General features: G+C 60.0%; 26 protein-coding genes and 1 pseudogene. 12 read left to right on the top strand and 15 right to left on the bottom strand.

All coding sequences use genetic code 11. From position 1 onward, the window contains the following. Positions 1-98 precede the first annotated feature (98 nt). Together fkpA and G5358_RS11165 are read left to right on the top strand one after the other, a co-directional pair. Positions 99-902 carry an FKBP-type peptidyl-prolyl cis-trans isomerase gene (gene fkpA / locus G5358_RS11170; RefSeq protein WP_216952987.1) on the top strand — a complete coding sequence of 268 codons (804 nt, stop codon included), beginning with the start codon at positions 99-101 and terminating at the stop codon, positions 900-902. A 152-nt stretch (positions 903-1,054) separates the two neighbouring features. Further along, the gene (locus G5358_RS11165) at positions 1,055-2,461 is read left to right on the top strand and encodes a sigma-54-dependent transcriptional regulator (RefSeq protein WP_421324097.1); all 1,407 of its coding nucleotides are present in this window, start codon (positions 1,055-1,057) and stop codon (positions 2,459-2,461) included. Between the two features lie 55 nt (positions 2,462-2,516). On the opposite strand, the gene G5358_RS11160 is transcribed toward G5358_RS11165, so the two are convergent. From G5358_RS11160 to G5358_RS11150, 3 genes are all read right to left on the bottom strand, one after another. Continuing rightward, positions 2,517-3,386, bottom strand: coding sequence for a hypothetical protein (locus tag G5358_RS11160; RefSeq protein ID WP_335830806.1), 870 nt, complete (start codon positions 3,384-3,386; stop codon positions 2,517-2,519). A gap of 111 nt (positions 3,387-3,497) precedes the next feature. Next, a complete protein-coding gene (locus tag G5358_RS11155; protein WP_107684268.1) occupies positions 3,498-3,833 on the bottom strand; it encodes a hypothetical protein in 336 nt (111 codons plus the stop codon). Between the two features lie 143 nt (positions 3,834-3,976). Continuing rightward, positions 3,977-4,321, bottom strand: coding sequence for a DUF2956 domain-containing protein (locus G5358_RS11150; protein ID WP_206877835.1), 345 nt, complete (start codon positions 4,319-4,321; stop codon positions 3,977-3,979). A gap of 268 nt (positions 4,322-4,589) precedes the next feature. Here G5358_RS11150 and ushA point away from each other — a divergent pair, with 268 nt between their 5' ends. Next, positions 4,590-6,314 carry a bifunctional UDP-sugar hydrolase/5'-nucleotidase UshA gene (gene ushA, locus G5358_RS11145; protein ID WP_421324096.1) on the top strand — a complete coding sequence of 575 codons (1,725 nt, stop codon included), beginning with the start codon at positions 4,590-4,592 and terminating at the stop codon, positions 6,312-6,314. Between the two features lie 195 nt (positions 6,315-6,509). On the opposite strand, the gene G5358_RS11140 is transcribed toward ushA, so the two are convergent. Continuing rightward, complete coding sequence (locus G5358_RS11140) at positions 6,510-7,370, bottom strand: Tim44 domain-containing protein (RefSeq protein ID WP_005335275.1); 861 nt, start codon at positions 7,368-7,370, stop codon at positions 6,510-6,512. A gap of 363 nt (positions 7,371-7,733) precedes the next feature. Between G5358_RS11140 and dnaB the strand changes: the two genes are divergently transcribed. The 4 genes from dnaB to G5358_RS11120 all read left to right on the top strand — a co-directional run bounded on the left by dnaB (position 7,734) and on the right by G5358_RS11120 (position 10,995). After that, a complete protein-coding gene (gene dnaB / locus G5358_RS11135) occupies positions 7,734-9,128 on the top strand; it encodes a replicative DNA helicase (RefSeq protein ID WP_026035132.1) in 1,395 nt (464 codons plus the stop codon). A gap of 52 nt (positions 9,129-9,180) precedes the next feature. Beyond that, entirely contained in the window at positions 9,181-9,303 is a 123-nt protein-coding gene (locus tag G5358_RS11130) for a hypothetical protein (protein WP_265344268.1), read from the top strand. Between the two features lie 199 nt (positions 9,304-9,502). Further along, a complete protein-coding gene (gene alr / locus G5358_RS11125) occupies positions 9,503-10,576 on the top strand; it encodes an alanine racemase (protein ID WP_421324095.1) in 1,074 nt (357 codons plus the stop codon). Beyond that, positions 10,576-10,995 carry a secondary thiamine-phosphate synthase enzyme YjbQ gene (locus G5358_RS11120; RefSeq protein ID WP_033114624.1) on the top strand — a complete coding sequence of 140 codons (420 nt, stop codon included), beginning with the start codon at positions 10,576-10,578 and terminating at the stop codon, positions 10,993-10,995. Before alr ends, G5358_RS11120 begins: the two co-directional genes overlap by 1 nt. Before the next feature lie 120 nt (positions 10,996-11,115). Here the strand turns inward: G5358_RS11120 and pepE are convergent, their stop codons facing one another. From pepE to G5358_RS11095, 5 genes are all read right to left on the bottom strand, one after another. After that, entirely contained in the window at positions 11,116-11,841 is a 726-nt protein-coding gene (gene pepE, locus G5358_RS11115; RefSeq protein WP_236289800.1) for a dipeptidase PepE, read from the bottom strand. A gap of 244 nt (positions 11,842-12,085) precedes the next feature. Next, positions 12,086-13,447, bottom strand: a complete 1,362-nt coding sequence (locus tag G5358_RS11110) for an endonuclease/exonuclease/phosphatase family protein (protein WP_139428674.1) — start codon at positions 13,445-13,447, stop codon at positions 12,086-12,088. A gap of 230 nt (positions 13,448-13,677) precedes the next feature. Beyond that, positions 13,678-14,490 (bottom strand): heme ABC transporter ATP-binding protein, encoded by an 813-nt coding sequence (locus tag G5358_RS11105; RefSeq protein ID WP_088868605.1) that lies wholly within the window; start codon positions 14,488-14,490, stop codon positions 13,678-13,680. A gap of 11 nt (positions 14,491-14,501) precedes the next feature. Continuing rightward, a complete protein-coding gene (locus G5358_RS11100) occupies positions 14,502-15,533 on the bottom strand; it encodes an iron ABC transporter permease (protein WP_335843395.1) in 1,032 nt (343 codons plus the stop codon). Then, positions 15,530-16,381, bottom strand: coding sequence for a heme/hemin ABC transporter substrate-binding protein (locus tag G5358_RS11095; protein WP_421324094.1), 852 nt, complete (start codon positions 16,379-16,381; stop codon positions 15,530-15,532). Before G5358_RS11095 ends, G5358_RS11100 begins: the two co-directional genes overlap by 4 nt. 170 nt (positions 16,382-16,551) lie before the next feature. On the opposite strand from G5358_RS11095, the gene hutX reads away from it, so the two are divergent. After that, positions 16,552-17,064 (top strand): heme utilization cystosolic carrier protein HutX, encoded by a 513-nt coding sequence (hutX, locus tag G5358_RS11090; protein WP_005362516.1) that lies wholly within the window; start codon positions 16,552-16,554, stop codon positions 17,062-17,064. Next, a complete protein-coding gene (gene hutZ, locus G5358_RS11085) occupies positions 17,061-17,618 on the top strand; it encodes a heme utilization protein HutZ (RefSeq protein WP_421324093.1) in 558 nt (185 codons plus the stop codon). Before hutX ends, hutZ begins: the two co-directional genes overlap by 4 nt. An 87-nt stretch (positions 17,619-17,705) precedes the next feature. On the opposite strand, the gene G5358_RS11080 is transcribed toward hutZ, so the two are convergent. The 3 genes from G5358_RS11080 to G5358_RS11070 are packed head-to-tail and all read right to left on the bottom strand — an operon-like array spanning position 17,706 to position 19,678. Then, positions 17,706-18,089, bottom strand: coding sequence for a hypothetical protein (locus G5358_RS11080; protein ID WP_042658522.1), 384 nt, complete (start codon positions 18,087-18,089; stop codon positions 17,706-17,708). A gap of 37 nt (positions 18,090-18,126) precedes the next feature. Continuing rightward, complete coding sequence (locus tag G5358_RS11075) at positions 18,127-18,681, bottom strand: cysteine hydrolase family protein (protein ID WP_005348211.1); 555 nt, start codon at positions 18,679-18,681, stop codon at positions 18,127-18,129. A 25-nt stretch (positions 18,682-18,706) separates the two neighbouring features. Beyond that, complete coding sequence (locus tag G5358_RS11070; protein ID WP_421324092.1) at positions 18,707-19,678, bottom strand: ChaN family lipoprotein; 972 nt, start codon at positions 19,676-19,678, stop codon at positions 18,707-18,709. Positions 19,679-19,871: 193 nt separating this feature from the next. Between G5358_RS11070 and G5358_RS11065 the strand changes: the two genes are divergently transcribed. Both G5358_RS11065 and G5358_RS11060 read left to right on the top strand, forming a co-directional pair. After that, positions 19,872-21,977, top strand: coding sequence for a TonB-dependent hemoglobin/transferrin/lactoferrin family receptor (locus tag G5358_RS11065; RefSeq protein ID WP_216952995.1), 2,106 nt, complete (start codon positions 19,872-19,874; stop codon positions 21,975-21,977). Between the two features lie 289 nt (positions 21,978-22,266). Next, a complete protein-coding gene (locus G5358_RS11060) occupies positions 22,267-23,421 on the top strand; it encodes a 3-phenylpropionate MFS transporter (RefSeq protein ID WP_421230639.1) in 1,155 nt (384 codons plus the stop codon). Positions 23,422-23,498: 77 nt separating this feature from the next. Here G5358_RS11060 and G5358_RS11055 read toward each other — a convergent pair whose 3' ends face one another. The 3 genes from G5358_RS11055 to G5358_RS11045 are packed head-to-tail and all read right to left on the bottom strand — an operon-like array spanning position 23,499 to position 25,551. After that, positions 23,499-24,716 carry a hypothetical protein gene (locus G5358_RS11055; protein ID WP_421324091.1) on the bottom strand — a complete coding sequence of 406 codons (1,218 nt, stop codon included), beginning with the start codon at positions 24,714-24,716 and terminating at the stop codon, positions 23,499-23,501. A gap of 6 nt (positions 24,717-24,722) precedes the next feature. Next, positions 24,723-24,932: a helix-turn-helix domain-containing protein gene (locus G5358_RS11050; RefSeq protein WP_201949611.1), complete on the bottom strand. Its 210-nt coding sequence runs from the start codon at positions 24,930-24,932 to the stop codon at positions 24,723-24,725. A 7-nt stretch (positions 24,933-24,939) separates the two neighbouring features. Then, the gene (locus G5358_RS11045; protein ID WP_201949613.1) at positions 24,940-25,551 is read right to left on the bottom strand and encodes a DUF2975 domain-containing protein; all 612 of its coding nucleotides are present in this window, start codon (positions 25,549-25,551) and stop codon (positions 24,940-24,942) included. Between the two features lie 346 nt (positions 25,552-25,897). Between G5358_RS11045 and G5358_RS11040 the strand changes: the two are divergent. Beyond that, positions 25,898-26,995: pseudogene (locus tag G5358_RS11040) on the top strand (hybrid sensor histidine kinase/response regulator); the annotation flags it as partial.

Here is a 26,995-nt window from a genome sequence, read left to right as displayed (position 1 = left end):
GTTACCTGCGATCACGGCGTTAGTATAAGGCGCTTATCACGATAAACCTCTCATTTCACGATGGAACCGAGAGCGGTATTTGGAGTTTGGAGAAACTGATGAACAAATTTCTGAAGGTGTCCCTGTTGGCGGCGGCGGTTGCCGTCGGTCTGACTGCTTGCCAAAAAGACGAGAAGCCTGCTGCGGCCAATACCGCCGAAGTGAAGGCAGAAGCCAGCAAGCCGGCAGAGGCGACCAAGGCCGAAGCCAAGAGCTTTGAAGAGCAATCTGGCTACGCAATTGGCCTCTCCATGGGTCGTTACATCGCCAATACCCTGGAGCGTCAGCAGGAACTGGGCATCAAACTGGACAACGCCGTGATCCTGAAAGGGGTGACCGACGGTCTGGGCAAAGAAGCCAAGATGACTGATGAAGAGATCCAGAAGGTACTGCAGGATTACGATGCCAAGATCAACGAGCTGACCAAGGCCAAGGCCGAGAAAGACGCCGTTGAGAATCTGAAGAAGGGTGAAGAGTTCCTGGCTGCAAACGCCAAGAAAGAGGGTGTGAAGAGCACGGAATCCGGCCTGCAATACGTGGTCGAGAAGATGGGCTCTGGCGCCAAGCCGAAATCTACCGATATCGTCAAGGTTCACTACACCGGTACCCTGACCGACGGCACCAAGTTCGACAGCTCCGTCGATCGCGGCGAGCCGGCTACCTTCCCGCTCAACCAGGTTATCCCGGGTTGGACTGAAGGTGTTCAGCTGATGCCGGTTGGCTCCAAGTTCAAGTTCTTCCTGCCGTCCAAGCTGGCTTATGGCGAGCACGGTGCAGGCTCCATCCCGGCGAACGCCGTGCTGGTGTTTGACGTTGAGCTGCTGGCTATCGAGAAGCCGACTGCAGACGACGCCAAGAAGTAATCCCTTCTTGTAGTTAAAAAGCGGCTCCTTAAGGAGCCGTTTTTACTTGTGTATTCCCTGCAATCGCGGGATAACAGAGCTGTCTTGGCGTTGGGTTTGCGCGCGAAAATAAGGCAAAATAGATCGCAGAATCAAATACAAGGATGAGTCCAGTGGCTGAAAATAAATCGCGTGTCCTGCTGGTGGAAGATACCCGTAGTCTGGCGGTGGTCTATGAACAGTACCTGCGCCAGGAGGGGTATGAGGTGGTGCTGGCCGATTGTGGTCAGCAGGCGTTGGCGCAGTTGCTGGCAAGTCCTCCCCCCGTGGTGCTGCTGGATCTGGAGCTGCCGGATATGTCCGGTATGGATATTCTGCAGATGATCACCGAACAGCAGTTGCCCTGCTCGGTGGTGGTGATCACCGCCCACGGCTCGGTGGATGTGGCGGTGGAGGCGATGCGCCTCGGTGCCTTCGATTTTCTGACCAAGCCGTTTGACAGTAAGCGGCTCTGCGCCACCGTTCGCAATGCCTTGAAACACCAGCAGTTGAGCTCGCTGGTTGCCCACTATCGGGAGAACTTCGAGCGTAGCTCCTTCTTCGGCTTTATCGGTGCCTCCATGTCGATGCAGGCGGTCTATCGCATCATCGAGAGCGCTGCGCCCAGCAAGGCGACCGTCTTTATCACTGGCGAAAGCGGCACCGGCAAAGAGGTGTGTGCCGAGGCGATTCACCAGTGCAGTCCCCGCAGCGAACAGCCCTTTATTGCCCTCAACTGCGCCGCCATTCCCCACGATTTGATGGAGAGCGAGATCTTCGGTCATGTGAAGGGCTCTTTTACCGGCGCCCAGGGGGATCGCAAGGGGGCGGCCAGTCTGGCCGATGGTGGCACCCTGTTTCTCGACGAGATCTGCGAGATGGACCTGGATCTGCAGAGCAAGCTGCTGCGCTTCATCCAGACCGGCACAGTGCAGCGGGTCGGCAGCGGCAAGCTCGAGACGGTGGATGTGCGCTTTATCTGCGCCACCAACCGGGATCCGCTGGTAGAGGTAAAAGCGGGCCGTTTTCGCGAGGATCTCTACTATCGGCTCCACGTCATTCCCCTCACCCTGCCGCCGCTGCGGGAGCGGGGTGAGGATATCCTGCTGCTGGCGCGCACCCTGCTGCAAAGCTACGCCAAGGAGGAGAACAAACGCTTCAAGGATTTTGACGTCGAGGCGGCGCGAGTGCTGCTCGACTACCCCTGGCCCGGCAACGTACGCGAGCTGCAAAACGTGGTGCGCAATATCGTGGTACTCAACGACAAGGAGTTGGTGAGCCCGGATATTCTGCCGCCACCGCTCAATGGGGTTCGTCCACAGTTGCCGGCTGCGATTGCGGCAGCGGTGGCATCGGCTCCGGCCGCCACCGGCATGGCTAACGGGCCAATTCGTCCGCTCTGGCTGGTGGAAAAAGAGGTGATCGAACAGGCCATCGCCAGCTGTGACGGCAACATTCCCAAGGCGGCGGCTTTGCTCGAGATCAGCCCCTCCACCATTTACCGTAAAAAGCAGGGGTGGGAAGAGTCCAATCGGGCCTGAACCATCTTGCCAGCAGAAAGGGCGGCTAGTGTGCCGCCCTTGCTATTTTGGGGGATCAGAGTTTGGCGAGGCGCTTGAGGCGGGTCAGTCGCTCCCCCTCGTTGGCGCTAAACCAGCGGTCCTGTGACAGCAGAAACCAGGCGCGGGAGAAGTATTCCGCGGCCAGCGGATCGTCCAGCACCAAGGCATTCTCCCCCAACTCCTCGAACAGATAACCATCCTCAGGTTCGCCAGCCTCGGCCATATCGGCCTTGAGCTGGTGCAGCTCTGCCAGCGCCTGCTGGTGCTGACCCTGGGCCCGGGTCAGGCGAGCCAGACTCCAGCGAGCGATAAACGCCTTGGCCGGCTGGTTATGCTGCAGATGCCAGGCCAGACACTTCTGCTGCTGGATTTTCGCCTCCTCGAAGCGGCCCAATTCGAACAGGGTCCAGCCCTGATTGTTGTAAAGGGGGGCCAGCCAGCCACGCACCTTCTCGTCACTGCTGCGTTCCGCCAGCTCCATCGCCAGTTGATGCCAGCGGCTCTGCTCTTCCAGTGGTGCGGCGATGGCGATCATGTGAGCGGCGTCGATGGCGAGATAGGTCTCCTTCTCCTTTAGTCCCCACTGCCAGGCTTGTTCAAACAGCGGTTTGGCGCTGGCTTTGTCGCCCGCCGAGTTAAAGGTGCGGCCCCGTTCCAGCAGGGCCCGGATCCGCGCTCTGGGGGTTGTGTCGGTGAGGCGAGGCTCTATCTCGTCGAGCAGCTGATGGGCTTCGGCAAACTGGCGCTGAAGCGAGTGGGTACGGGCAATTTGGGTCAGCAACTCCAGTTCGAGTTGCAGGTCGGCGGCGGCGCGCGCTTCGGGAAGAAGGGTGTGAAAACGAAGGGCACTGGCGGCGGGATCCTGATAATCCCACAACGCCATGAAATCGGGCGGATTGTCCATTTGGCCTCCTTGCTGGTTATCCTGTCACCAAGATGCCTGCAGGCCATTGTTTGTACAAGGGCGCCCGTCACAGAGCGCCCCTTGAGCCATGCTAACGGTTGTGCCAGCCGATCAGTAGACCATGGCCAGGCTCATCAGCATCAGGCCGAGGGCGGCAAAGGCCCCCTCCTTGATGGCGAGCCGTGGCACCAGCGCCTTGGGCAGGGCCGGAAACAGGCTCAGGGCAAAGCCAAGCCCCGGCATCAACCAGTGGAATGCCGGATCGCGCAGGGCGGGATTGGCGGCTCCATTGATGATGATCAGCAAAATAAACAGGGTGAAGGCGGGGAGGATAAACCAGCGTACCCCGCCGGCGGCGACCGCCCGCAGCGGCGAAATGCGATAGAGCAGCATGGTCACAAGGAACAGAACAAAAGGGGCCAGCAGATAGAGCGGAGCGGGGTTCATAACATCTTTCCTGAAAACTGATCGTCAAAAAACAGGGAGTCCGGTGCAAGAGGCGCGGGATTTAACCACTCTTCGCAGGTAATCACCAGCAGCCCGGGCCCGGGCTGTGAAGAGGATCCCGGATAAAGGTTTGCTAGCGCGTCTTAGTGCGACCAGAACCAGGCTGCTGCAAATCCCAGCCAGCTCAACACTAGCAAGATCCAGGGCAGGGGATGCTGATGGCTTACTTCAACCAGCTCCAGCTGATCGTCTTGTTCTTCGGTTTGTGGCGCGCCCTGTGGCTGCCTGGCTTTGGCCTGCATTTTTTTCTGGCGGCTCGCTTCGCGGGCCCGCGCCTTCATCTGTTTCTTGTATTCGTCGATGCCTTTCTGGATCCCTTGCGCGATAAGCTGGGTCTGTTCCTTGGTCTGCCCCGGCTTCTGGTTGGCACGGGCAATTTTCATCGCCTCCTGCTGGGTCTCGGGGGAAATCTTGTCGTACTTGGCCATCAAATCATCTCCTCGGGCATGGCTGGCTGGGGAGTATGCCATAAAGGCACGTCCGGGTGGCGTCTCCTTGGTGCGGGAGGGGATCAAGTGAGTGACAGCTCAACAAAAAACCTGACAAATCAGCAGGAAGCCGGATGTTGGGCCGAAGATCACAATTAGCAGAATTTGTGAGTCATCGATGAAAAACGGTCATCTGTTGTTTGTTATATTGGCGCCCGACCCGCTGGACAGGGTTGATAAATAACAAAACAATCAAGGTGATATGGAAATGAATAATAACTTTATCAAAGGCGGCGTGGCACTGGCCGTGCTTGCTGCACTGACTGGCTGTAATACCTCGAGCAATGACACCGTTGCACCCTGCACCGAAAATGTCTGCAAACTGACCATCCTGCACACCAACGATACCCACGGCCGTTTCTGGCACAACGCTGAAAATGAGTATGGTATGGCTGCCCAGAAGACTCTGGTCGAGCAGCTGCGTAGCGAGGCCAAGGCTGTTGGCAGCGAGGTGTTGGTGCTATCTGGTGGTGACGTGAATACCGGGGTGCCGGAGTCCGATCTGCAGGATGCCGAGCCTGACTTCATGGCGATGAACAACATTCGCTACGATGCCATGGCAGTGGGCAACCATGAATTCGACAACCCCCTCAGCGTACTGGAGAAGCAGCGCAAGTGGGCCCAGTTCCCCATGCTCTCGGCCAACATCTATGACAAGGCGAGTGGCAAACACTACTTTGACCCCTACAAGGTGTTCAAGCTGGAGAGCGGTCTCAAGGTCGCCGTACTGGGCCTGACCACCGAAGATACCGCCCAGCTGGTTGACCCCAACAACGTGCAGACTCTGGAGTTCCGCGATCCGACTACGGAAGCGGCCAAACTGGGCCAGCAGATCCGCAGCAACAAGGAGGCCAATCTGGTCTTCGCCATCACCCACATGGGCCATTACGAGAATGGTCAGCACGGCAGCAATGCGCCGGGCGATGTAGAGATGGCTCGTGCACTGCCGGCAGGGACTCTGGATGCCATCATTGGTGGCCACTCCCAGAATCCGGTCTGTATGGAACCGGGCACCACCAACAAGTACGCCAATTTCAAACCGGGTGATAACTGCCAACCGGACCAGCAAAACGGCACCTGGATCATGCAGGCTCACGAGTGGGGCAAGTATGTGGGCCGTGCCCAGTTTGAGTATCAGAATGGCAAGTTGACCCTGACCAGCTATGAGCTGATCCCGGTCAACCTGATCAAGCGCAACGCCAAGGGCGAGGCGATCGATGCCAACGGCGTCGTAACCAAGGACCCGACCAAGATGCAGTTCGTACAGGACGAGATCACCAAGGATCCCGAGCTGTATAACACCCTGCTGGGTTATCAGGAGAAAGGTCAGCAAGAGCTGAATGTCGTCATTGGCTCGGCAGATGGCTTGCTGGTTGGTGATCGCAACTCGGTTCGCAACAAGCAGACCAACCTGGGTCGCCTCATCACCACGGCGACCAGCAGCAAGCTGGGGGTCGACTTTGGTATCGTCAACTCAGGCGGCGTGCGTGACAGCATCCCGGCCGGTGATATCACTTACCGCAGCGTGCTGCTGGTGCACCCGTTTGGCAACACGGTCAACAAGGCTGTCATGAAGGGAAGCGAGCTGGCGACCTATCTGGGCCAGGTGGCAAGCAAGACCCGCAATACCGGTGGTTATGCCCAGTTTGGCGGTATCAACATGGCGGTGGATTGCCAGGCCAAGAGCGTCAATATCACCAGTATCGGTGGCAAGGCGTTTGATCCGGCAGCAACTTACAGCTTCGCGATCCCGAGCTTCAGCGCCTCCGGTGGTGACGGCTATCCGAAGATCGATACCATCAATGCCGGCTTGGTGGATGCAGCCGTGCTGAAAGAGTTCATCGAGATCAAGAAGACCATCAACGTTGCGGATTATCAGCCAGGCAATGAGGTGAGCTATCTGAACTCAACATCTGCCGAAGGGTGCAACTGATTCGTCAGCGGTGCGTTTAGCTCCAGATGTGATCCCCAAGGGCAGCCGGTGGCTGCCCTTTGTCGTTGTTTGGGTGGCGGTTACAACTCTTCAATCATCAATGACGATAGCAATCGCCTGTATGAGGTCAGGTGAGGGGATGAAATGAAAAGAGGCGGCCCGTTGGCCGCCTCTTGCGTAGTGACAATCTAAACCTTACAGCTGCTCGATACCGACGATATGCCAGGGGGCATTGTTCTTGGCCAGATCGCGCTCGAGGTGCCACACCTCTTTGATGTCTTCTTCGACCTGCTCCTGACGATCCATGTAGCGGCCACTGAAGCGCACGCTCACCTGAGCCCAGTCGCTGCCGTAGTCGGCGCGTACCAGCTGGGTATCGACGTACATCACTTCGGTATGCTGGTCGCCAGTCAGTTCGGCGCGTTCGGCTTTGAGCTGCTCAAAGAGCTCGGGGCTGACGTACTCGCGCACCTTTTCCAGATCGTTCTTGTTCCACGCCTCTTGCAGGGTGCGATAGTGATCGCGGGCACCGGCCAGGAAGCTGTTCATGTCAAAGCCCGGCGGCAGGCGGAACGGCACATCGCTGTCGGCAAAGCCGGTGGCTTGCGGTGCGCTGTTGCTCTGCTCAAACTGCTGCGGGGCCGCGGATTGCGGTGGCTGATAGCCCGCATAGGCCGCCTGTTGTGGCTGTGGCGTCGCGACCTTGCCCTTGCGCAGGGTACGGATCAGGAAGACGGCACCCAGCGCCAGCAGGGCGATCAGCAGGAAGTCCATTCCTTGCAGACCTTCAAAGGCACCGCTGCCCAGCAGGTAGGCAAACAGGCCACCGGCCAGCAGGCCGCCCAGCAGGCCGCCCATCATGCCGCTCTTTTTCGGCGGAGTCTGGGCATTCAGTGTCGGATTCTTGTTGTCGACCGGTTTGGCCGCAGGCTGGGCCGGCGCAGTTTTGTAACTTTTACCAAAGGATTTGCCGCCGCCAAACTTCTTGGCTTCGGCGTGAGGTGCCCCCAGGCCAATGGCCAGGATCACGGCAAACAGGGTCAGCATCTTTTTCATTTTGACTCTTTTCACTCTCGTCTGTGGGTGGGGCATGCTCCGCTTTGGCAAGCTCAGCAAGGCGCATGGCAGGCTGCCTGTCCCTAATTGTGTCGCAGCTTGTATTCATCAATATCACCTCTGGCATGAATTATTCATGAACGAGGTTGTCGCGATGCGGCGTCAAACAAGAGGAGTAAACCGGATGAAAAGCAGAAGATTGAGTCGCAAGGAGCGCAAAATGCGAAGCAAAATCAAAATGGTCAAGGTAGAGCAGACTCTGGTTTGGCCCTTTATGATGGTATGAGCCGCCAGATAGGGCTCGCCGTAGTTGGCTTTCTTTTGTAAAATTCCCGTTCCCTTCCCGCTGCGGTTTTTATGTGTATGGCAGAGCAAGTGACGGCGAAAAAAGACGCCAAGACACAACAGCTGAAAGTTCCTCCCCACTCTTTTGAGGCCGAACAGTCCGTACTGGGCGGCCTGATGCTGGATAACGATGCCTGGGATCGGGTTGCCGAACGGGTGATCGATCAGGATTTCTACAGCCGTCCGCACCGGTTGATCTTCCAGGCCATGACCCGCCTCTCCAACGCGGGCAACCCCATCGACCTCATCACCCTGCAGGAGGAGCTGGAACGCTCCGAACAGCTGGAAGAGGCGGGCGGCTTCGCCTATCTGGTGGAGATCGCCAAGAACACCCCGAGTGCTGCCAACATCAACGCCTACGCCGAAATCGTGCGGGAGCGGGCGGTCGTACGGGAGATGATCTCGGTCGCCAACGAGATAGTCGAAGCAGGCTACGAGCCACAGGGCCGTACCTCTGGCGATCTGCTGGATCTTGCCGAGAGCAAGGTATTCAAGATTGCCGAGCAGCGCACCAGCGCCAACGAGGGGCCCCAGCCCCTGAAGCTCATCCTCGAGCAGACCGTCGACAAGATTGAAGAGCTGTTCAAGACGCCGCACAACGGGGTGACCGGGGTATCGAGCGGTTACAACGATCTCGACAAGATGACCGCCGGTTTGCAGCGTTCGGATTTGATCATCGTGGCGGCCCGTCCTTCCATGGGCAAGACCACCTTTGCCATGAACCTCTGTGAGCATGCGGCCCTCACGGCCGACAAGCCGGTGCTTATCTTCTCGCTGGAGATGCCCTCCGAGCAGATCATCATGCGTATGCTCGCCTCGGTCGGTCGTATCGACCAGACCAAGGTGCGTACCGGTCAGCTCGACGACGAGGATTGGGCACGCCTCTCCTCCACCATGGGATTGCTGCTGGAGAAGGGCAAGATGTATATCGATGACGCCTCCGGCCTCACTCCGACCGATGTACGTTCCCGTGCCCGTCGGGTGGCACGCGAGCACGGTGGCCTATCCATGATCATGGTGGACTACCTGCAGCTGATGCGGGTGCCGGCGCTCTCTGACAACCGTACCCTGGAGATCGGCGAGATCTCCCGCTCCCTCAAGGCCTTGGCGAAAGAGCTGCAGTGCCCGGTGGTGGCGCTCTCCCAGTTGAACCGAAGCCTGGAACAGCGGGCCGACAAGCGCCCGGTCAACTCGGACCTTCGTGAATCGGGTTCCATCGAGCAGGATGCGGATTTGATCATGTTTATCTATCGTGATGAGGTTTATCACGATGACAGCCCGGACAAGGGGATTGCCGAGATCATTATCGGCAAGCAGCGTAACGGCCCCATCGGCCGGGTGCGCCTCACCTTCCAGGGGCAGTTCTCCCGGTTTGACAACTACGCCGGTCCGGCGTTTGATGACGATTATTGATAAGTAATGGATAAGGCCGCCCGGATGGGGATTGCCAAGAGTGCCCTGAAAGATGCCGGATATCTCCGGCAAGCAGCGTAACGGTGCCAATGTCGGCCGGGTGCGCCTCACCTTCCAGGGTCAGTTCTCCCGGTTCGACAACTACGCCGGTCCGGCGTTTGACGACGATTATTGATAAGTAACAATCATGGCAATCCTGTGGTCAGGATTGCCACTACCGCTCTGACCCGTTTGCCATTCACTGCAAGGCAGCCCGTCAGAGCCTGTTTTCCCGGTTCGACAATTATGCCGGTCCGGCCTTCGACGACGATAAGTGAGTGGCGGTCTTCTGCCCGATGAGGGGGAGACCATTTGTGCCCTCGTAAGGGAAAACCATGAAAGCGGCTACTGCCCAAATCAATACTGCGGCCTTGCGCCACAACCTCGCCGTGGTCAAGCGCCACGCCCCCGCTTGCAAGATCATCGCTGTGGTCAAGGCCAACGCCTATGGCCACGGACTGCTGCCGGTCGCCCGCACCCTGGTGGATGCGGATGCCTATGCGGTGGCCCGGATCGAAGAGGCGCTGATGCTGCGCTCCTGCGCCGTGGTCAAACCCATCGTACTGCTGGAGGGCTTCTTCTCCGCCGACGATCTGCCGGTACTGGCGGCCAACAACCTGCAGACGGCGGTTCACACCTGGGAGCAGCTCGAAGCGCTGGAGCAGGTTGAGCTGCCAGCCCCCGTGGTGGCCTGGCTCAAGCTCGACACCGGCATGCACCGCCTCGGGGTGCGTGCCGACGAGATGCCCGCCTTTATCGAACGACTCGGCAAGTGCAAGAACGTGGTGCAGCCGTTCAACATCATGACCCACTTCAGCCGTTCCGATGAGCTGGAGCAGCCTACTACCCGCGAGCAGATCAACTTGTTCAGCAAGTTGACCGCGCCGCTGGCGGGCGAGCGTGCCATGGCCAACTCGGCGGGCATTCTGGCCTGGCCAGACTCCCACTGCGACTGGGTTCGCCCCGGTGTCATCCTCTATGGCGTGTCGCCCTTCCCCAACACGGTGGCGGCCGATTATGACCTGCAGCCGGTGATGACCTTGAAGACCCAGCTGATTGCGGTGCGGGATCACAAGGCGGGCGAGCCGGTGGGTTATGGCGCCAACTGGGTGGCGGATCGCGATACCCGGCTCGGGGTGATCGCTATCGGCTACGGTGACGGTTATCCGCGCATGGCGCCCAATGGTACTTCCGTGCTGATCAACGGCCGCATCGTGCCGCTGGTGGGGCGTGTCTCCATGGATATGAGCACGGTCGATCTGGGCCCGGGCGCGACCGACAAGCCCGGCGACGAAGCGGTGCTGTGGGGCGAGGGGTTGCCGGTGGAGCGGGTGGCAGACGAGATTGGCACCATCCCCTACGAACTCATCACCAAACTCACCTCCCGCGTCTTTATGGAGTATGTCTGATGTGGCAGCAGTGCCTGCTGACTCTGAAGCCCCGTTCACGGGGCTTTCATCTGGTGACGGACGAGCTGGTGGCCAAACTGCCGATGCTGGCGGATTACCGGATCGGCATGGCCCACCTGCTACTGCAACACACCTCCGCCTCGCTCACCCTCAACGAGAACTGCGACCCCAGCGTGCGCAGCGATATGGAGGCCCATCTGCACCGGCTGGCGCCGGAAGATGCCCCCTACTATCGTCACACTTATGAGGGGGCGGATGACATGCCCGCCCATATCAAATCCTCCCTGCTCGGGGTGAGCCTGCTACTGCCGATCCGTGACGGTCAGCTGGCACTTGGCACCTGGCAGGGGATCTGGCTTGGCGAACATCGCGTCGATGGCGGTGCCCGCAAGGTGCTGGTGACCCTACAGGGTGAGTAATCAGGCTGCAACCAGCTGAAAGATGGCGATAAAAAAGAGGGATGGCATTGAGCCATCCCTCTGTCGTTTCTACGGTTTTGTGAGTCATCCACCTGCCAGTGGTGAAGCGCTCTGCGTGGCTCAGCCGACCTTGAAGGGGGTCAGCTCGGCCAGCGGGGCGGCGTCCATAAAGGCTTGCGGCTCCTGGCCCTGTTTGAAGATCTTGAAGTCCTGCTCGCGGGCGCTCCAGTACTCAACGGTATCGCCGCTGATCTGCAGCAGGCTCGCTTCGCGCAGAGCCACCACATATTCGCTCGGGTTGATGGCGCAGAACTCGGCCAGACGCTCGTCGCGGGTTTCACCCATGTGGCCGCTGATGCTGGCATCCAGATAGTGCGGGTTGATCTGCAGCGGGAACAGGCCCAGCGCGGGCAGCACGGCGGCGTTGCAGACCGGCATGTCGTTGGTGGTGCGGATGCTCGGGGTCGCCACGTTGCAACCGGCGCTCCAGCCCACATAGGGGACGCCCCGCTCGCGCACGGCACGCTGGATCGGCACGATCAGGCCGTTTTCATGCAGCAGCTGATTCAGGCGCCAGGTGTTGCCGCCGCTGATAAAGATGGCGTCCGCCTGATTGACGGCATCGACCGGATCATCGAAGTGGTGAATGCTGATGGTCTCGATTCCGAGGCTCTCGGTAAGTTCGTTGGCGCGGGCATCCCAGTCGCTGCGGATCACCGCGTAGGGGATGAGCAGAATGCGTTTGACCTGTTTGCGAGCCAGCAGGCTCTGCACCCGGTCGCGGGCCCAGCCGAGCAGGCCGGGAAATTCGTTGGCTTTACCGTTGCTAAGCAGAAGCAGTTCCATCAAATCGTTCCTCAAAAAGTGAAAGCGGAGGAGGGAGGGCCACCGGATCCGCCGTGCGGCCGGATGGCAAGAGGAGGCATGCTACCACCATTGGCGCGGCGGTTCTGTGATCGGAGGGCCTATTCAACGGCTATGGATGAGTTATGGATGGATAACTCAATGCCAAGCGGTGGATTAATGAGCCGTGGTCAACTCGCCAGTCATCGCCAAGAAAAGACCCCGCCGCAGCGGGGTCATGGCAGAGTTAGTCAAGTTTGAGATCGACCCACACCATGCGGTGATCCGAGCTGACTCCCTTGGCGATGCCGAGTTTCGCATCATAGACCAGGTGATAACCGGCCTCGAAGCTGGCAGGCCAGAAGACGCCGCTCTTGACCGCGTTGAGGTTGGCGGAGGGGATGACGTGATCCAGCTGCAGCACGCTGGAGTTGGTGATGCGTTCCGGGTTGGGGCGAGTGAGGTTGCGTTTGCAGTCGGCCCCCTTGCTGACACACTCCGGGCCCCCTTCGCTGACCGGGATCAGGGTGCCATTGGTGATGGCCTGATTCATCAGCGGGTTGTTAAGGAGATCCTGAATGGCGGTCAGGTCACCGTCACCGGTGAGCGGATCGGCGTTGAGATCACCCGCGATAACGAACTTGGCGTTTTGGGCCAGCCCACCCTTGGTGCCCTTGTCATCGGTCATGTAGTTGAGACCCTTGACGTAATCATTCCAGAAGGCGATCTCGGCGCGGTTGTGCTTGACGGTGTGACGCGCCGCGTTGGCAAAGATCGGCGGGGTCGGGTGGGAGATCAGGAAGTGGATCACCTCTTCCCCTTTCTCGGTCTTGATCCGTACCGGCACATCGGCGTGGTTCTTGGAGGAGAGCGGGTACTGCTGCCAGGCTGCGTCTGAATACCAGGCATCACCACACTGGCGGCTGGCCGGGATCTTGACCTTGGGATTGTTGCAGTCATCGATGATGGGGTTCTGCTCGCCCGGCATATCCTTCCACTTGAAGTTCTGGAAGGTGCGGATCTGCTTGGTGTCAATGGGATATTTGGACATCACCGCAAAGGCGTACTGGCCGTGATAGTTGCCAAAGCCCCAGGCATCGTCGGGGCCGCTGTTGACCTTGCCATCCAGATTGAGGTCATAACCGCTCATCAGGCCGGTGTTGGTGGCGAAGTTCTGCATCACCGGATAGCTGATGGCCGTCACCTCTGCGTGCTGGGCATGAGCCAGATAGTTGTCGTTGAAGGCTTTCAGATCGGCGGTGCTCTCGCCTTTGCCGTCGTTGTCGAACTCGTTGAGCAGGAACACATCCGGGCGGGTGCGCTGGATGATCTCCGCCACGTTGCGGATCTGCTGCACGTTCTTGGCTTTGGTTTCCGTGGCACCGCTCAGGCTCCCTTCGGCGAGGCGGGCCAGCAGGGCATCCTGCTCGGTGCGGGTCAGCGCCAGCTCACCGGTCAGCATACCGGCGGCCGTGCGGTCAAAAGAGAGGTTGAAGGTGGCAAAACGAACCATGGGATCAGCTGCCTTTGAGTCGTTGTCGCTGTTGCAGCCAGCCAGCATCCCGAGGGAGATGGCGGCAGCCAGTAGGGTCTTGTTGATATTCTTCATTTTAATTATTCCGTAGCATCAATGAGTTATGCCTTCTGTGAGGCGGCGCCATTATAAGGAGACGGTGATGCTGCGGGGATTTTGCCTGAGCAAAGTGTGAGGATATTCACACCACATATCTGGCGATGATGAATGTTAGCAGGGCGATATGGGGTGTGAAAAACCGGTTTATACGCTGCAGTTTCCGGGATGAATGGCGCGCTTCCAGCCGTTACCGCACTCTGAATTTGTCACACCACCATCGGCAGGCCGCTTTCGGGGTGGTGGATCACCTGTGCCGGATAGTCATAGAGACGGGCAATCAGCTCGGGGGTCAGCACCTCGGCAGGTGTGCCATCGGCCATCAGCTTGCCCCGCTCCAGCATCACCAGCCGATCGGCATAGCGTGCCGCCAGATTGAGGTCGTGCAGTACTACCAGCACTGCTGTATTGCGGCTGGCTAGGGCGCGCGCCATGGTGAGCAGTTGATGCTGGTATTTCAGATCCAGTGCCGAGGTAGGCTCGTCGAGCAGCAGCAAGCGGGGTTGCTCAGCCTGTTCGGTCGGAGAGGGTGCCTGCCAAATCTGCGCCAGCACCCGGGCAAACTGCACCCGCTGCCGCTCGCCGCCGGAGAGCCCGGGATAGAGCCGCTTGGCCAGATGCTCGACCCCGGCATGGGTCATGGCCGCCGCCACTATCTCGTCACGCCGCGCCGCCGGTTCACTGTGGGGCAAGCGCCCCATGGCGACCACTTCCTCGCAGAGAAAGGGGAAGTTGAGGGAGGAGCTTTGCGGCAATACCCCGAGCCGGTGGGCAAGCTGGCTGCTGTCCCACTGCTGGCGATCCGCGCCAAACAGGGTGATGGAGCCCTCATATTCCAGCTCGCCGGTCAGGCACTTGAGCAGCGAGCTCTTGCCCGCCCCGTTGGGGCCGAGCAGAGCGGTGAGGGTGCCGCTCTCGAGGTCGAGATTGAGCCCATCCAGGATCTGGCGCTGGCCACGGCGCAGGCTGAGTCGGGTGCAGCTCAACAGGGGGGAGGAGAGTGAGGATGAGAGTGGTTGCATAACAGTCCGTATCACAGGGCGCGGCGGCCTTTTACCAGCAGCCAGATGAAGAAGGGGGCGCCGAGCAGGGCGGTGATGATGCCCACCGGCAGCTCGGCAGGGGCCAGCAGGGTGCGCGCCAGCATATCGGCTGCCAGCAGCAGGGCGGCGCCAAGCAGGGCCGAGAGCGGCAGCAACCTGACGTGGTTGGGGCCTGCCAGTAGGCGCACCAGATGGGGCACCACCAGCCCGACGAAGCCGATCATCCCCGATACCGCCACCGCCACCCCGACGCCCGCTGCGGTGAGCAGAATCAGGCGACGTTTGAGGGATTGCACATTGACCCCCAGATGACGGGCCTCTCCTTCACCCAGCAGCAGGGCGTTGAGGGGATTGGCATCGCGCATAAAGAGCCACAGCAGGGCCGCTAGGGTGAGCAGGGCCAGCGCCACATCGACCGGTTTGCCTGCCGCCAGCGTTCCCATCTGCCACAGGCTCAGGTTGCGCAGCATCTGATCGTCCGCCAGATAGGTGAGCAGGCCGATCACCGCGCCGGAGAGCGCCGTGATGGCGACCCCGGCCAGCAGCATGACGGTGACCGAGGTGCCGCCCTCACGGGTGCCGAGCAGATAGACCAGGGTGGTGGTGAGCGCGCCGCCGAGAAAGGCGAGCAGCGGTAGCAGGCCAACCCCGATGGTGGCTTGCAGCTGCTGGCCGAGGGGGGCCAGCAGCACAATGGCGAGCGCCGCACCGAGCGCCGCACCACCGGAGACTCCTATGATGCCGGGGTCAGCCAGGGGGTTGCGAAACAGCCCCTGCATCACGGCGCCACAGAGCCCGAGGATCCCCCCCACTGCGATGCAGAGCAGGGTTCTCGGCAGGCGAATTTCTTGCACGATCAGCAGCTTGTGTGACTCAATCCCGCTCTCCTGCCCGGCAAACAGCGCCCGCAGACTCTCGCCTAGGGTGAGGGTCATGGGGCCGGTTGCCAGCGAACCGAGCAGCAACAGTGCCAGTGCGGCCGTGGTAAAGGCCAGCAGCCAGGAGAGGGGTAACCGCATCATGACCCCAGCTTGATCCACTGGGCGATCTGGTTCGCCTGTTGCAGGGAGTTGAGGCTCAGGCCCCCTTGCAGGGCGTGGCCGTCGATGGCGTGAATGGCGTTACGCTTGCCAGCCGGGGTAGCGGCTAGGGCGGGCACTTCGGCCAGCACCTTGGCCGGATCGGCATACTGCTGCCAGTCACGACCGCTGACCAGCACCAGATCGGGCTGCATCTCGATGAGGGATTCGGCGGATACCGGCTTGTAGTTGCGCAAATCGGCGACCGGATTGATGCCACCTGCCAGCGAAATCAGCGCGCTGGCGGTGGTGTCACCCCCGGCGATGCTGGTGGGTTGCCCCTTGTGCAGCAGCAGGAAGGCGACCTTGAGCGGTTTGTTCTGTTTGGCTTGCGCCGCCAGCTGATCGGTCTGAGCCTGGATCTCTGCCTTCAGGCGATCGCCAGCGGCTTTATCGCCCAGCAGGCTGGCGAGGGTGTCGATACGCTGGTTGAGGTTGGCGAGGGTCGGCGCGGTATCCAGCACCTCCACCTTGACCCCGGCGCGGCGCAGCTGATCCAGGGTCGGGGCTGGGCCCATCTCGTCGCTGCCCACCAGTCGGGTGGGGGAGAGGCTCAGGATCCCTTCGGCGGCCAGCGCCCGGTGATAACCCACCCTGGGCAACCCTTTTGGCAAGGGACTGCTGACATCGGTGGCGATCAGACTCGATTCACCGCCAAGGGCCAGAATGAGTTCTGTGGTGGCCGGGCCGATACTGACGATACGCTCTTTCTGTCCGTCGGCGGCAACGGCAGAGAAGGGAGAGAGTGAACTGCAGAGCAGGGTGATGGCGAGGGCAAGACGACGGCCCATGCTAACCTCCGAAGGGGTGAATGAAACGGGTGTGCCGCCGAGAATATCAAGGCTTTGGAAAAAATGCACTGATAATGATAGCAATTATCAATTGCATTGGTTTCGGTGCTTTATTAGAGTAGCCGCCATGATAAACAGCGGGACAATATGGTCCCGCAGAGGGAGAAAACATGAGCATTGCACAACGCATTCACGCGCTGCTGGAGCAGGATCCCGGCGCTCATCCGTCCACCCTGGCGGCCCAGCTTGCCATCAGTGAATGGGAGGTGGTTCGCCATCTGCCCGCCGAGCTGGTGACCCTGTTGCCCGCCGATCGCGCACAAGGTCTGCTGGAAGATTTGGCCGACTGGGGCCCGGTGACCACCATCGTTGAATCAGAAGGATCCATCTTCGAGGTAAAAGCCCCCTTCCCGAAAGGCAAGGACGCACGCGGTTACTACAACCTGATGGGCCGCGACGGTGAGCTGCATGGTCACCTCAAGCTCGACAACGTGGCGGGGATTGCGCTGGTCAGCAAGCTGTTCATGGGCAAGGAGGGGCACTCCTTCCAGTTCTTCGGTCACTCCGGCCGCTGCATTTTCAAGGTCTATCTGGGTCGCGACGAGAAACGCCAGCTGCTGGCCGATCAGGTCACCCGTTTTATGGCGCTGCGCCACAACTCTCAAGAGGAAGTCAAAGCATGAGTGAACGTCAGGAGCGTCTGCAGAACCGCCTGCAACCGGAGATCCGCGAGTTTCGCGACAGCTGCCGTACCCTGCAGCTCGCCACCGTCGATGGCGAAGGCAATCCCAACGCCAGCTATGCCCCGTTCGTGCTGCTGGAAGATGGCTACTATGTGCTGATCTCCGAAATCGCCCGTCACGCCCGCAACCTGCAACAGGTACCTCGGGTATCCCTGATGCTGATCGAGGATGAGAGCGGTGCCCGCGAGCTGTTTGCCCGCAAGCGCTTGACCTTCGATGCGGTGGCTGAAGTGGTGGCCCGTGACGACGCTCGCTGGAGCAAGGCGGTCGCAGCGCTGGAAGGTCGTTTTGGCGAGATCATCAAGGGGCTCTCCAACCTCAAGGATTTCAAACTGTTCCGCCTCAAGCCGGAGCAGGGGCTGTTCGTCAAGGGCTTCGGCCAAGCGTTCGCGGTCTCCGGTGACGAGCTGGTGGATTTCGTCCATCTGGTGGAAGGGCACAAGCGCATCGATACCGGTGCCGAGCTCACCAGCCCGGCCGATGCGCCGGTCTGACGATCCCTGTCGACCACGACAGCCGTCATAACAAAACGGGCAGCCACTGGGCTGCCCGTTTTTATTGCGTTATCTCATCCGGCCTTTTCAATCCTGCCAGCTGGCCTTGTTGGGAAAAGCGCGACGATCGGCATCGGTGGCCGTTTCGTTGCACTCTCCCCGCACCTTCCAGGAGGTCTGGCTCAGCACTATGTAGCCTTGGCGGCAATACTGCTTGGTCGCCAGGGTCTCGGTCAGCAGGTTCTCCTGCAACGCCTCCCGCTGTTCCAGCAGCCGCTGGCTCTGGGCCGCCGAGAGGCCGCGCGGCAAGGTGTCGTTGGGCGCGGCTTCAAAGGTGAACCGCTTGCTCCCCTCCTCGTTGATGTGGGTCAGAAACAGGGGTTCCGGCCCGTCATACTTCTGTCCGGGCAAGCTGGAGCAGGCCGACAGCAGGGGAACAATCAACAACAGGGTGGCAGACAACTGGCGCACGACAGACTCCGGTGAGAAACGAGACGAGGCTCGCAGATTAGCACGGCTGCAGGGCGGGTGTTACTGCCAGCAGTTCGTCGGTGGTGAGCAGGGTCACACTGCGCCCTTCCGGCAGGCTGAGGTGGCGCCACATCCAGTGATGGTGCTCGGTGATCTGGGCCGCGCTCAGGTGGGGGCGATCGGCGGTGGTGTGACCATCGCTCAACACCAGCACCTCGTACCCATGGGAGGCGGCACTGCGCACCGTGGTATCGACGCAAAAATCGGTGGCGCAGCCACAGAGAATGAGTCGATCGACCGGCTGCTCGGCCAGCAGGAAGGCAAGCTCGGTATCGAGAAAGCTGTCACAGGCCGTTTTGCGCACCCGGCTCTCTCCCTTGGCCGGTTGCAGCGCACTGTGCAACTGCCAACCCGGGGTGCCCGGTTCCAGTTCGGTACCGGGGGGCGAGTCATGCTGGATATAGATGACCCGTCCCTGTTGCTGCCTGACATGGGCCGCAGCCCGATTGATATTGGCCAGCACCTGCTCCTGGCGGTAACGGGGCTCGTTGAACAAGCCTTGCTGCACATCGATGATCAGTAACACATCCATATTTTACCCGCCGTTTCCTGGAAGATTAGGGTTGCAGCCACTGGCTGCAGTCACGACTGCGGGATTGATGCAGCGCGCCCATATCTTGCTTCATCTCGTCACTGTTTTGCCAGCGCTTAGGCAGCGGCATGATGGTTACCTGCACATCGGCAGCGGGATCTGCAACAGAGGTCTCATCTGTGCGGGGCACGACCAGCGCTACCTTGAGGGCAGGATTGCGGCTGGCGATGCGACTGGCGAGCCCAAGCCCCCCCTCGACGTGGAAATTGCCGGCGATATGCATGATCTGCTGGCCCGGGTGCTTGACGAGATAATCCACCATGCTCTCGGCCATGGTGTCATCCCAGCTGGTCTGGGCGGCGAAGCGGCGGGCGTTGCTGTCGGCATCGCCGTGGTGCATGGAAGCCATAAATTTCTGGCGATAGGGATCATCCCCCAGCGTCAGCTGGCGGGCCAGCTGGCTGCGACGTGCGGCTGGCAGTTTGTCGAGCCACTCAGCCCCCTCCTGACCGACACAGCTCACCAGGGGCTTGGGGGCGTTGGCGGCGATCACCGGCATCCGGTGAGCCTTGGCAAACTCCACCAGCGGGCGGTAGTCGCTTGGATAGTTGGGCCAGGCATTGCCTTCGCGGATCAAGGCCGCTTCACCAATCTGGTTCGCCAGATAGGCATCCAGCGTCTTCTGATCGGCGCGGCTGAACTGCTCCATGGAGAGGGCCAATGGCCGCCCGTGCTGCTGACCTGCGGTGTAGAGCCCGCTCAGCAGGCGTGATTGCAACAGATGCACGGCGGGATGGCTGTGCAGCTCACCCACCAGAATGATGTCGGCGTCGGCAGTGCGCGCGATCGCCTGCTCCAGCGTCAGGTCTGCGTCTCCCTCGCTGCTTAGCCGGTAGTCATAGAGCGTTTGCAACTGTGATGACACGGTTGGCTGGGTGGGGGTGGCACAGGCTGCCAGTAGCAGCGGCAGGGCGAGCAGGGGAAGTCGTCTAATCATGGGATCTCACGGCTGATATGCCCGGATGCCGGTGCATCTCGGGGGGCTAATAGAGAATAAGGGCAACACAGGGTGACAGTGTAAAACCAATTTGGTTCAAAGCAAATGAGAATGATTTCGCTTCTTGTTGATCTTTGTCGAGAGCCGGGTAATATGCGGCCTGTTTGATAACAGTTCTCAATAAGGATTCGCTGTGACCCATCATAACGCACTCTCTCTGGTTGCCCTCGCCGTGGCGGCCGGTCTCTCCTCCCAGGTCTTTGCTGCCACCCAGAAGGCGGATGAAGTCGTGGTCGTCAGCGGCTCACGGATGGAGCAAAAACTGGAAGATGTCTCCGGCCCCATCTCGGTGATCACCGCCAAGCAGATTGAAGAGCAGGTCGTCACCAACGTTGCTGACCTGTTCCGCTACGAACCAGGTGTGACCGTGCTCGGCGGTCAGGGGGATGCGCAGACCTTCATCATCCGCGGCATGGGGGAAAACCGAGTCAAGGTGGTGCGCGACGGTGTGCGCCAGAACGATGCCTACAGCAAGGGCGGTGTTGGCCAGAGCTACTTCGATACCGACATGATCAAGCAGGTAGAAGTGGCAAAGGGGCCGGCGTCTGCCGCCTACGGCTCCGATGCGCTGGGTGGCGTGATTGCCATCACCACCAAGGATGCCAGCGATTTCCTCAAGGGCAAGGATAGTTATCTGGATGTGACCAGCGGTTACGCCTCCAGCAGCCACCAGAAGATGGCGGGCTTTACCGGCGCCCTGCGCACTGGTGAAGTGGAGAACCTGCTGCGCTACACCTGGCGCGATGGCGGTGTGACCCAGAATTTCGACTCCACCAAGAACGACTTCGATATCGGTACCCACGCCCTGCTGCTCAAGAGCAAGTGGAACCTCTCCGATGAGCAGTTCCTCAAGCTGACCGTCGACTACCTGACCGATGGCGAGGAGCCGGATGCGGTCAAGCTCAACAAGGTCGGTACCGGTACTGCCCGTGTCTTTGATCAGCCCATCACCGACAAGCAGACCGACAACCTCTCTGTGGTGCTGGATCACGGCATCGCGCTGAATCAAGGCTGGGCTGATCGGATGGATAGCAAGGTTTACTTCGCCCGCACCAAGCAGACGCTGGATCAGTACGCCTCATCCAAGTATCCGGTCAGCCCCGGCAACCCCTATGTGACCAAAAACTCGCTGGATCACAACGTGTTCGATCAGAAGAACATCGGCGCCCAGCTGCAGTTCCACAAGGCGGTCGCCAACCACCGCCTGGCCTGGGGTGCTGAATACGAGCACACCGACAACGAACGTACCCGTTACAAGGGGCCGACGACTCCCGGTGATTTTGTCGGCTACAACGAGCTGAGTTTCCCGGCTACCACCAGCGAGCGCAGCGCCCTGTGGGCCTTTGACGAGATCAAGTTTGGCGAGCGCTGGGTGCTCACCCCGGGTGCCCGTTATGACTACTACCGGATGACTCCGGACAACGATCCGGCCTACACCGGCGACAAGCTGCACAAGTTCTCGGAAGGGGAGTTGTCACCCAAGCTGGGTCTGGTGTTCAAGGCCCACGAGGCGGCCAACCTGTTCGCCCAGTACAGCCACGGTTTCAAGGCCCCCATGTATGACAGTGCCTTCTCCACCCTGAACCATCAGGCGTACGGCTATCGCATCGAGCCCAACCCGAACCTCAATCCGGAGAGCAGCGACGGCATCGATCTCGGCGTGCGTGGCAGCAGCAACGGCTTCAGCTATGAAGTAGCCAGCTTCTACAACAAGTTCGAAGACTTCATCGAGATGGTGGAAGTGGGCAAAGAGGGGCGCACCGCCGTCTACCAGTACCAGAACCTGAGCAAGGCGACCACCAAAGGAGTCGAAGCCAAGGCGGATTACTGGCTCAACGACATCGTCAATGTATGGGGCAACCTCGCCTACATCGAAGGCAAGGATGGGGATGGCAACTACATCAACAGCCTGAGCCCGCTCAACGGCTCCGTCGGTGTGCGTCTGGAACAGTCCCAATGGAACTTCAACACCGCGCTGCGCTTTGCTGACGACATGGACAAAGTCCGTAAAGACAGCAAAGGCAAGGATTACGTGAAGAGCGCCGGTTGGGGTGTGGTGGATATGTACGCCCAGTTCAACCCGATGACCGACCTGCAGCTCAACGTCGGGGTCTTCAACCTGTTTGACAAGGAGTACACCAGCTACGAGCGCATCGCCGGTCGTGCCGAGGGCTCCGATAACAGCATGATGACTGAACCGGGCCGCAACCTGAGTGCACGGGTCAAATACGTATTCTAAAGAGCAAACAACAGACGCAGATGATCAAAGGGGCTTCGGCCCCTTTTTTGTCGCCGCCATATTGTGACGATGGCGCAGAGCAGATGTTTGCCTAAAAAAGAAACCCGCCATGGGCGGGTGGAAGGATTGCAACACTAACCAGGAGGAGGTGTTACCAGGTAGACCCCGCATCTTCGGTAATAGTTCAATTTTATTGAAGTTTTTTCGTTTTCTGCGCAGGGTTTCCATCGGGATCTGCGGGGGAGGATGGGTTATCATTCTGCTCCCGTCATCCGGTTGCAGAGGATCTATGCCCGCGTTTTCCTGGTTAGCGCTCTTTTTCGGCGCCTTCTATTTTGTCTACGGTGCTTACTTGCCGTTTTGGTCGCTCTGGCTGGAGGGGGTGGGCGTCAGCGCCGAGATGATCGGTCTCCTGCTGGGGGCGGGGATGGCGATCCGTTTTGCCGGCAACCTGATGGTGATGGGGCAGATCAAGGGGGCAGGGCATCTGCTGCCGGTTACCCGATTGTTATCTCTGCTCAGTCTGCTCGCCTTCCTTGGCTTCTATCTCAGCCATCACCTCTGGTGGCTGGTGGGCTTGACTCTGCTGGCGAACTTTATCTATCCGACCCTGATGCCGGTGGGTGAGGCGCTGGCGACCCGCATGGTGGTGCAGGCTCACCTCGATTACGGCAAGGTGCGGCTATGCGGTTCCTTTGCCTTTATCGTCGCCTCTACTCTGGTGGGGGCGCTGGTGGGCAACTTCGGTAGTGACTGGATTTTGCACACCATGGTGGCGGGGCTGGTGCTGATGCTGCTGCTCAGCTGGCTGCCGCTCTATCCGGCGCCACAGGATAGTCAGGGCGAGCGCGCCAAGGCGTCCTTGCTGGCAACCCTGCGCAGCGCACCGGTGCGTCGCTTCCTGCTGCTGACCGCTCTGCTGCAGGGGAGCCACGCCGCTTATTACGGTTTCAGCGCCATCTACTGGAAGGCGCAAGGATATAGCGGCACCATCATCGGCTATCTGTGGGCGCTCGGGGTGGTGGCGGAGATCTGTATGTTTGCCGCCGACAAGCGTTTCTTGCAGCGCTTTGGCGCCCAGAGTCTCTTTATCGCCGGTGCCATCGGTTGTGTGGTGCGCTGGGTATTGCTGGGGGCCTCGACCGAGTTGTGGGTGCTGGTGCTGGGGCAATTGCTCCACTCGGTGACGTTCGGTATGAGCCATCTGGGGGCGGTGCGCTTTATGACCCGTCAGCTACCGGCCGAGCAGTTGATCCCGACTCAGGCGCTCTATGCGGCCCTTGGCCTCGGCATGACGGTGGCGGCCCTGATGGCACTCTGCGGCGTGCTGTTCGAGCCTCTCGGCGGCGGCATCTTCTTCCTGATGGTGCTGGTGGTGTTGCCGGTGTTCTTCCTGCGGCTGCGTCCCTTTGCGCCCTCTGCGCAGGAGAGGGCTCCAGCTTGATATTTGTCTATTTGAATCATCACCTAACAAAAGGGAGAGCCACGGCTCTCCCTTTTTCGTTGCTGCGGTTTGCGGCGTTACTGCTGCTCGCCAAGATAGAGGCGGCTGAGACGGCGCCAGGTGTTCGAGCCGATGGTGCCGGCAAGTAGTTCATTGGAGGCGGCATCAAAGCGACCATCCAGCAGCCAGCCCAGTTGGGGCAGCAGTTGGGCCAGCGTCACGTCATTGTGTTGCAGCTCCCGCTCCAGCGCTTCCCAGAAGGCGCTCCCCTTGACGTAAAAGAGCGGGTAGTAGGAGCGATCGCCAGCCATCACCTCGCGGGCCGCCCGATAGAGACCACTCTCGCTATGGGGCAGCTGTTTGCCCCGCTCGGCCAGCTCGTTGACCGCCGTGACTTGATGCAGCCGAAAGCGGCGCAGCGCCTTGATGGTGAGGTACTCGGCGAGGCTCTCGTTGACCCAGGTGGGTTGTGGAGCAGAGTGGCGAGCGCTCAGGATATGCACCGCCTCGTGGGCCGAGGTGCGCAGCAGGCGCAAGGGGGCCTGTGGCGTCGGTTTGCCAGCCTCGGTGGGGTAGTTGGCGACAAACACCTGATCTCCGGCGGCGCCGCCGAGAGAGCGGGTCGCCACATCCCGTCCCAGCCACACCAGTTGCCACGGGTGAGTGGGTGGATCCACATCGAGCTGGAAGGCCAGATAGTCGATGATCTCATGCAGTTGCTGCTGCAAGGCCGGCAGATCGAGCTGATTGGCGGTCTCGTCATGGCTCAGCACCAGCCGCGGATCCGGCTTGGTGACGGGCACAGTTTGCAGACCAAATGGCAAGATCAGCGGTGGCTGGTTGACATCCGGTAACGGTTGGCAGCTGCCATCCGGCAGACATACCTTCCCTTGGCGGCTCCCCTGCTGGCGCACAAAGTTACCCCATTCGGTCAATAGCCACTGGTTGGGAGCGAACAGAAGCGACTGTTGGGCCGAGGCATCCGCACCCACTGTCGGAGCCGGTGTGAGCGTGATCTGCCAGCCAACCTCTTTGCAGGAGAAGGGCTGGTTGAGGGCAACCGGCTGGTTGTCTGCAAGGCAGACCAGCGCGGGGGAAACCGGCGTGGCACTGCCCGGCAACTGACGAGCGGGGAGCAGGGTAAAAGGGGGCTTGCCCTGCATGGTGAGGCGCACTTGCAGCACATTGGCGCTGGCGCCCCGCTCGATAAGATAGCGGGGGCCGCTCGCGTCATTGCCAGCGCAGGCCCACAGCGGCAGCAGCCACAGGGCAAACAGGGTGATATGACGACTCATAAGGGGTTAGTGCTCCTGCTCGTAGCCCAGCAGATCGCCGGGCTGGCAATTGAGTTCACGGCAGATGGCCTCCAGAGTGGAGAAGCGCACCGCCTTGGCGTGGCCATTCTTGAGGATCGAGAGATTGGCCTCGGTGATGTCGATGCGCTGGGCCAGCTCGCGGGCGGTCATTTTGCGCTCGGCCAGCAGGGCATCGAGGCGGATGATAATGGGCATAGGATCCTCACACCGTCAGTTGCTGTTCATCGGCCAGCAGTTTGGCCTCGCGCATGACCAGTGCCAGCGCCGAGACGATCAATCCGGCCAGCAGCAACTGAAAGTTTGAGGAGCTGATATTGATGGTGCCGTGCAGTTCAGGGCCTTGCAGAGTGAGCGCTATATCCAGCAGTGGCGTGGTGATGATCTCGGCGATGAAACTGGCACACAGCAGCAGTCCGATCATTTTGTAACGACGGATCTGGTCGAAGGTGAACAGCATGGCGCATCGATAGCCACGAAACAGCTGGAGCAGTTGCCACAGGATGAGCATGAAAACTACATCAGGCAGCAGCATGACCAAGGTCGCCAGCAGGCGGGTACCCACATTGAGGGGGTAGTCGGCAATCGAGGGGGCCGTAGTGGTCACTACTGGTGAGGGCATGTTCAGTGGGACATTACTGAGTGTGGAACCGTCATTCACTGCCAGGGCATCGACCAGCTCCTGATGCAGATAGTCGTTGCCACCCAACAGGTGTGACCAGGCTCCCATGACGGTCATAAGTGGGGTGGCCACCAGTGCAAATAGCAGAACCCACTCGATCAGGCCGCTCATTCGTTCGAGCTTGTTGTGTTTCATCGTTTATCTCCAGATGGAATGTGACAGAAAGATAAGGGCCATGAACGGTGCTGTCAGCAGGGTCAGCAGCAGGCACCATTCGATCAGGTCGCTGATGTGTCCGAGCGTATGGTGTTTCATCGTTTCACCTCTTGCTTGAAAGAGAAAAAAGATGGAGCGTGCGCGCATGAAATTATTGTTTATCAATAAATAGATGCTAGTGTTTATCGTTTTGCGATATAGAGTCAAGGCTAAACTTATTGAAAAACGATAATTTCAATCCGTTCGAAGGGGATGACTTTTGGCTGCTGCCTCTCTAGACTGGCGAGGTTGTATACAAAAACTCAACATGGACAAGGAGTTATCGATGCACCAGGGATGGCTGCTGATCGGATTGTCGCTCACCTATCTGGGGCTGCTGTTTCTGATCGCCTTCGTGGCAGACAAGCACAAACGGCACCGTCTCAAGGGGCAACCGCTGCTCTACAGCCTGTCGCTGGCGGTCTACTGCACCTCCTGGACCTTCTTCGGCACCGTGGGGCAGGCGAGTGAATCCCCCTGGTCGCCGGTGCCCATCTACCTTGGCCCCATGCTGGTCTTTCTGTTTGGCTGGCGGCTGCTGGCCCGCCTTATTCTGGTGGCCAAGCGCGAGCACATCACCTCCATCGCAGACTTTATCGCCGCCCGTTACGGCAAATCCCAGCGGCTCGCCATGGTGATCGCCCTCATCGCCATCATGGGGATCCTCCCCTATCTGGTGTTGCAGCTTAAAGCCATCGTCACCGGGCTGGATCTGCTGATGGTCAACAGCGGCGGCATCAGCCCGACCAGCAATACCAGCGAGTTGGCGCTCGGGGTTACTCTGCTGCTGGCGCTGTTCAGCATCCTGTTCGGCACCCGCCATCTCGATGCCACCGAGCACCACAGGGGGATGGTGGTGGCCATCGCTTTCGAGTCGGTGGTCAAATTGCTGGCCTTTATCGCGGTGGGGGGCTTCGCCCTCTGGCTGATCCTGAGCAAACCGGGCGAGGCTCACGAGCAGGTGACCCGCGACTTCTTTGCGCAGGTGGTGGCGGTGAGCCCCGGCAACCTGCTGGAGCTTGCCATCTATACAGTGTTGGCGATGTGCGCCGTCATCTGCCTGCCGCGCCAGTTTCATGTGACTGTGGTGGAGAACAATCAGGGGCAGGATCTGCACTGGGCGCGCTGGATCTTCCCGCTCTACCTGTTCGTGATGGGGCTCTTTATCTGGCCGCTGGCACTGGCGGGCAAACAGTGGGTGGGGGCTGACATGGCCTCCGACACCTATGTGATCAGTCTGCCGATGGCCCTCGGTTTCGATGGCATGGCGATGCTGGCGTTTCTCGGCGGCACCTCTGCGGCCACCGGCATGGTGATCGTCTGCACCATCGCGCTGGCGATCATGGTGAGCAACGATCTGGTGCTGCCGGTGCTGCTGCGCCGC

Origin of the sequence: Aeromonas sp. 604176 (genome assembly GCF_049170755.1) — a bacterium.
Classification (GTDB): domain Bacteria; phylum Pseudomonadota; class Gammaproteobacteria; order Enterobacterales; family Aeromonadaceae; genus Aeromonas; species Aeromonas veronii_A.
This window is presented reverse-complemented; position numbering and strand designations above follow the sequence as displayed.

Bases quoted from the DNA above. Each gene is read 5' to 3' on its own strand.
- fkpA (WP_216952987.1), top strand. From the start codon at position 99: ATGAACAAATTTCTGAAGGTGTCCCTGTTGGCGGCGGCGGTTGCCGTC.
- G5358_RS11160 (WP_335830806.1), bottom strand. From the start codon at position 3,386: ATGGACAATCCGCCCGATTTCATGGCGTTGTGGGATTATCAGGATCCC.
- G5358_RS11155 (WP_107684268.1), bottom strand. From the start codon at position 3,833: ATGAACCCCGCTCCGCTCTATCTGCTGGCCCCTTTTGTTCTGTTCCTT.
- G5358_RS11150 (WP_206877835.1), bottom strand. From the start codon at position 4,321: ATGGCCAAGTACGACAAGATTTCCCCCGAGACCCAGCAGGAGGCGATG.
- ushA (WP_421324096.1), top strand. From the start codon at position 4,590: ATGAATAATAACTTTATCAAAGGCGGCGTGGCACTGGCCGTGCTTGCT.
- G5358_RS11140 (WP_005335275.1), bottom strand. From the start codon at position 7,370: ATGAAAAAGATGCTGACCCTGTTTGCCGTGATCCTGGCCATTGGCCTG.
- dnaB (WP_026035132.1), top strand. From the start codon at position 7,734: ATGGCAGAGCAAGTGACGGCGAAAAAAGACGCCAAGACACAACAGCTG.
- G5358_RS11130 (WP_265344268.1), top strand. From the start codon at position 9,181: ATGCCGGATATCTCCGGCAAGCAGCGTAACGGTGCCAATGTCGGCCGG.
- alr (WP_421324095.1), top strand. From the start codon at position 9,503: ATGAAAGCGGCTACTGCCCAAATCAATACTGCGGCCTTGCGCCACAAC.
- G5358_RS11120 (WP_033114624.1), top strand. From the start codon at position 10,576: ATGTGGCAGCAGTGCCTGCTGACTCTGAAGCCCCGTTCACGGGGCTTT.
- pepE (WP_236289800.1), bottom strand. From the start codon at position 11,841: ATGGAACTGCTTCTGCTTAGCAACGGTAAAGCCAACGAATTTCCCGGC.
- G5358_RS11110 (WP_139428674.1), bottom strand. From the start codon at position 13,447: ATGAAGAATATCAACAAGACCCTACTGGCTGCCGCCATCTCCCTCGGG.
- G5358_RS11105 (WP_088868605.1), bottom strand. From the start codon at position 14,490: ATGCAACCACTCTCATCCTCACTCTCCTCCCCCCTGTTGAGCTGCACC.
- G5358_RS11100 (WP_335843395.1), bottom strand. From the start codon at position 15,533: ATGATGCGGTTACCCCTCTCCTGGCTGCTGGCCTTTACCACGGCCGCA.
- G5358_RS11095 (WP_421324094.1), bottom strand. From the start codon at position 16,381: ATGGGCCGTCGTCTTGCCCTCGCCATCACCCTGCTCTGCAGTTCACTC.
- hutX (WP_005362516.1), top strand. From the start codon at position 16,552: ATGAGCATTGCACAACGCATTCACGCGCTGCTGGAGCAGGATCCCGGC.
- hutZ (WP_421324093.1), top strand. From the start codon at position 17,061: ATGAGTGAACGTCAGGAGCGTCTGCAGAACCGCCTGCAACCGGAGATC.
- G5358_RS11075 (WP_005348211.1), bottom strand. From the start codon at position 18,681: ATGGATGTGTTACTGATCATCGATGTGCAGCAAGGCTTGTTCAACGAG.
- G5358_RS11070 (WP_421324092.1), bottom strand. From the start codon at position 19,678: ATGATTAGACGACTTCCCCTGCTCGCCCTGCCGCTGCTACTGGCAGCC.
- G5358_RS11060 (WP_421230639.1), top strand. From the start codon at position 22,267: ATGCCCGCGTTTTCCTGGTTAGCGCTCTTTTTCGGCGCCTTCTATTTT.
- G5358_RS11055 (WP_421324091.1), bottom strand. From the start codon at position 24,716: ATGAGTCGTCATATCACCCTGTTTGCCCTGTGGCTGCTGCCGCTGTGG.
- G5358_RS11050 (WP_201949611.1), bottom strand. From the start codon at position 24,932: ATGCCCATTATCATCCGCCTCGATGCCCTGCTGGCCGAGCGCAAAATG.
- G5358_RS11045 (WP_201949613.1), bottom strand. From the start codon at position 25,551: ATGAAACACAACAAGCTCGAACGAATGAGCGGCCTGATCGAGTGGGTT.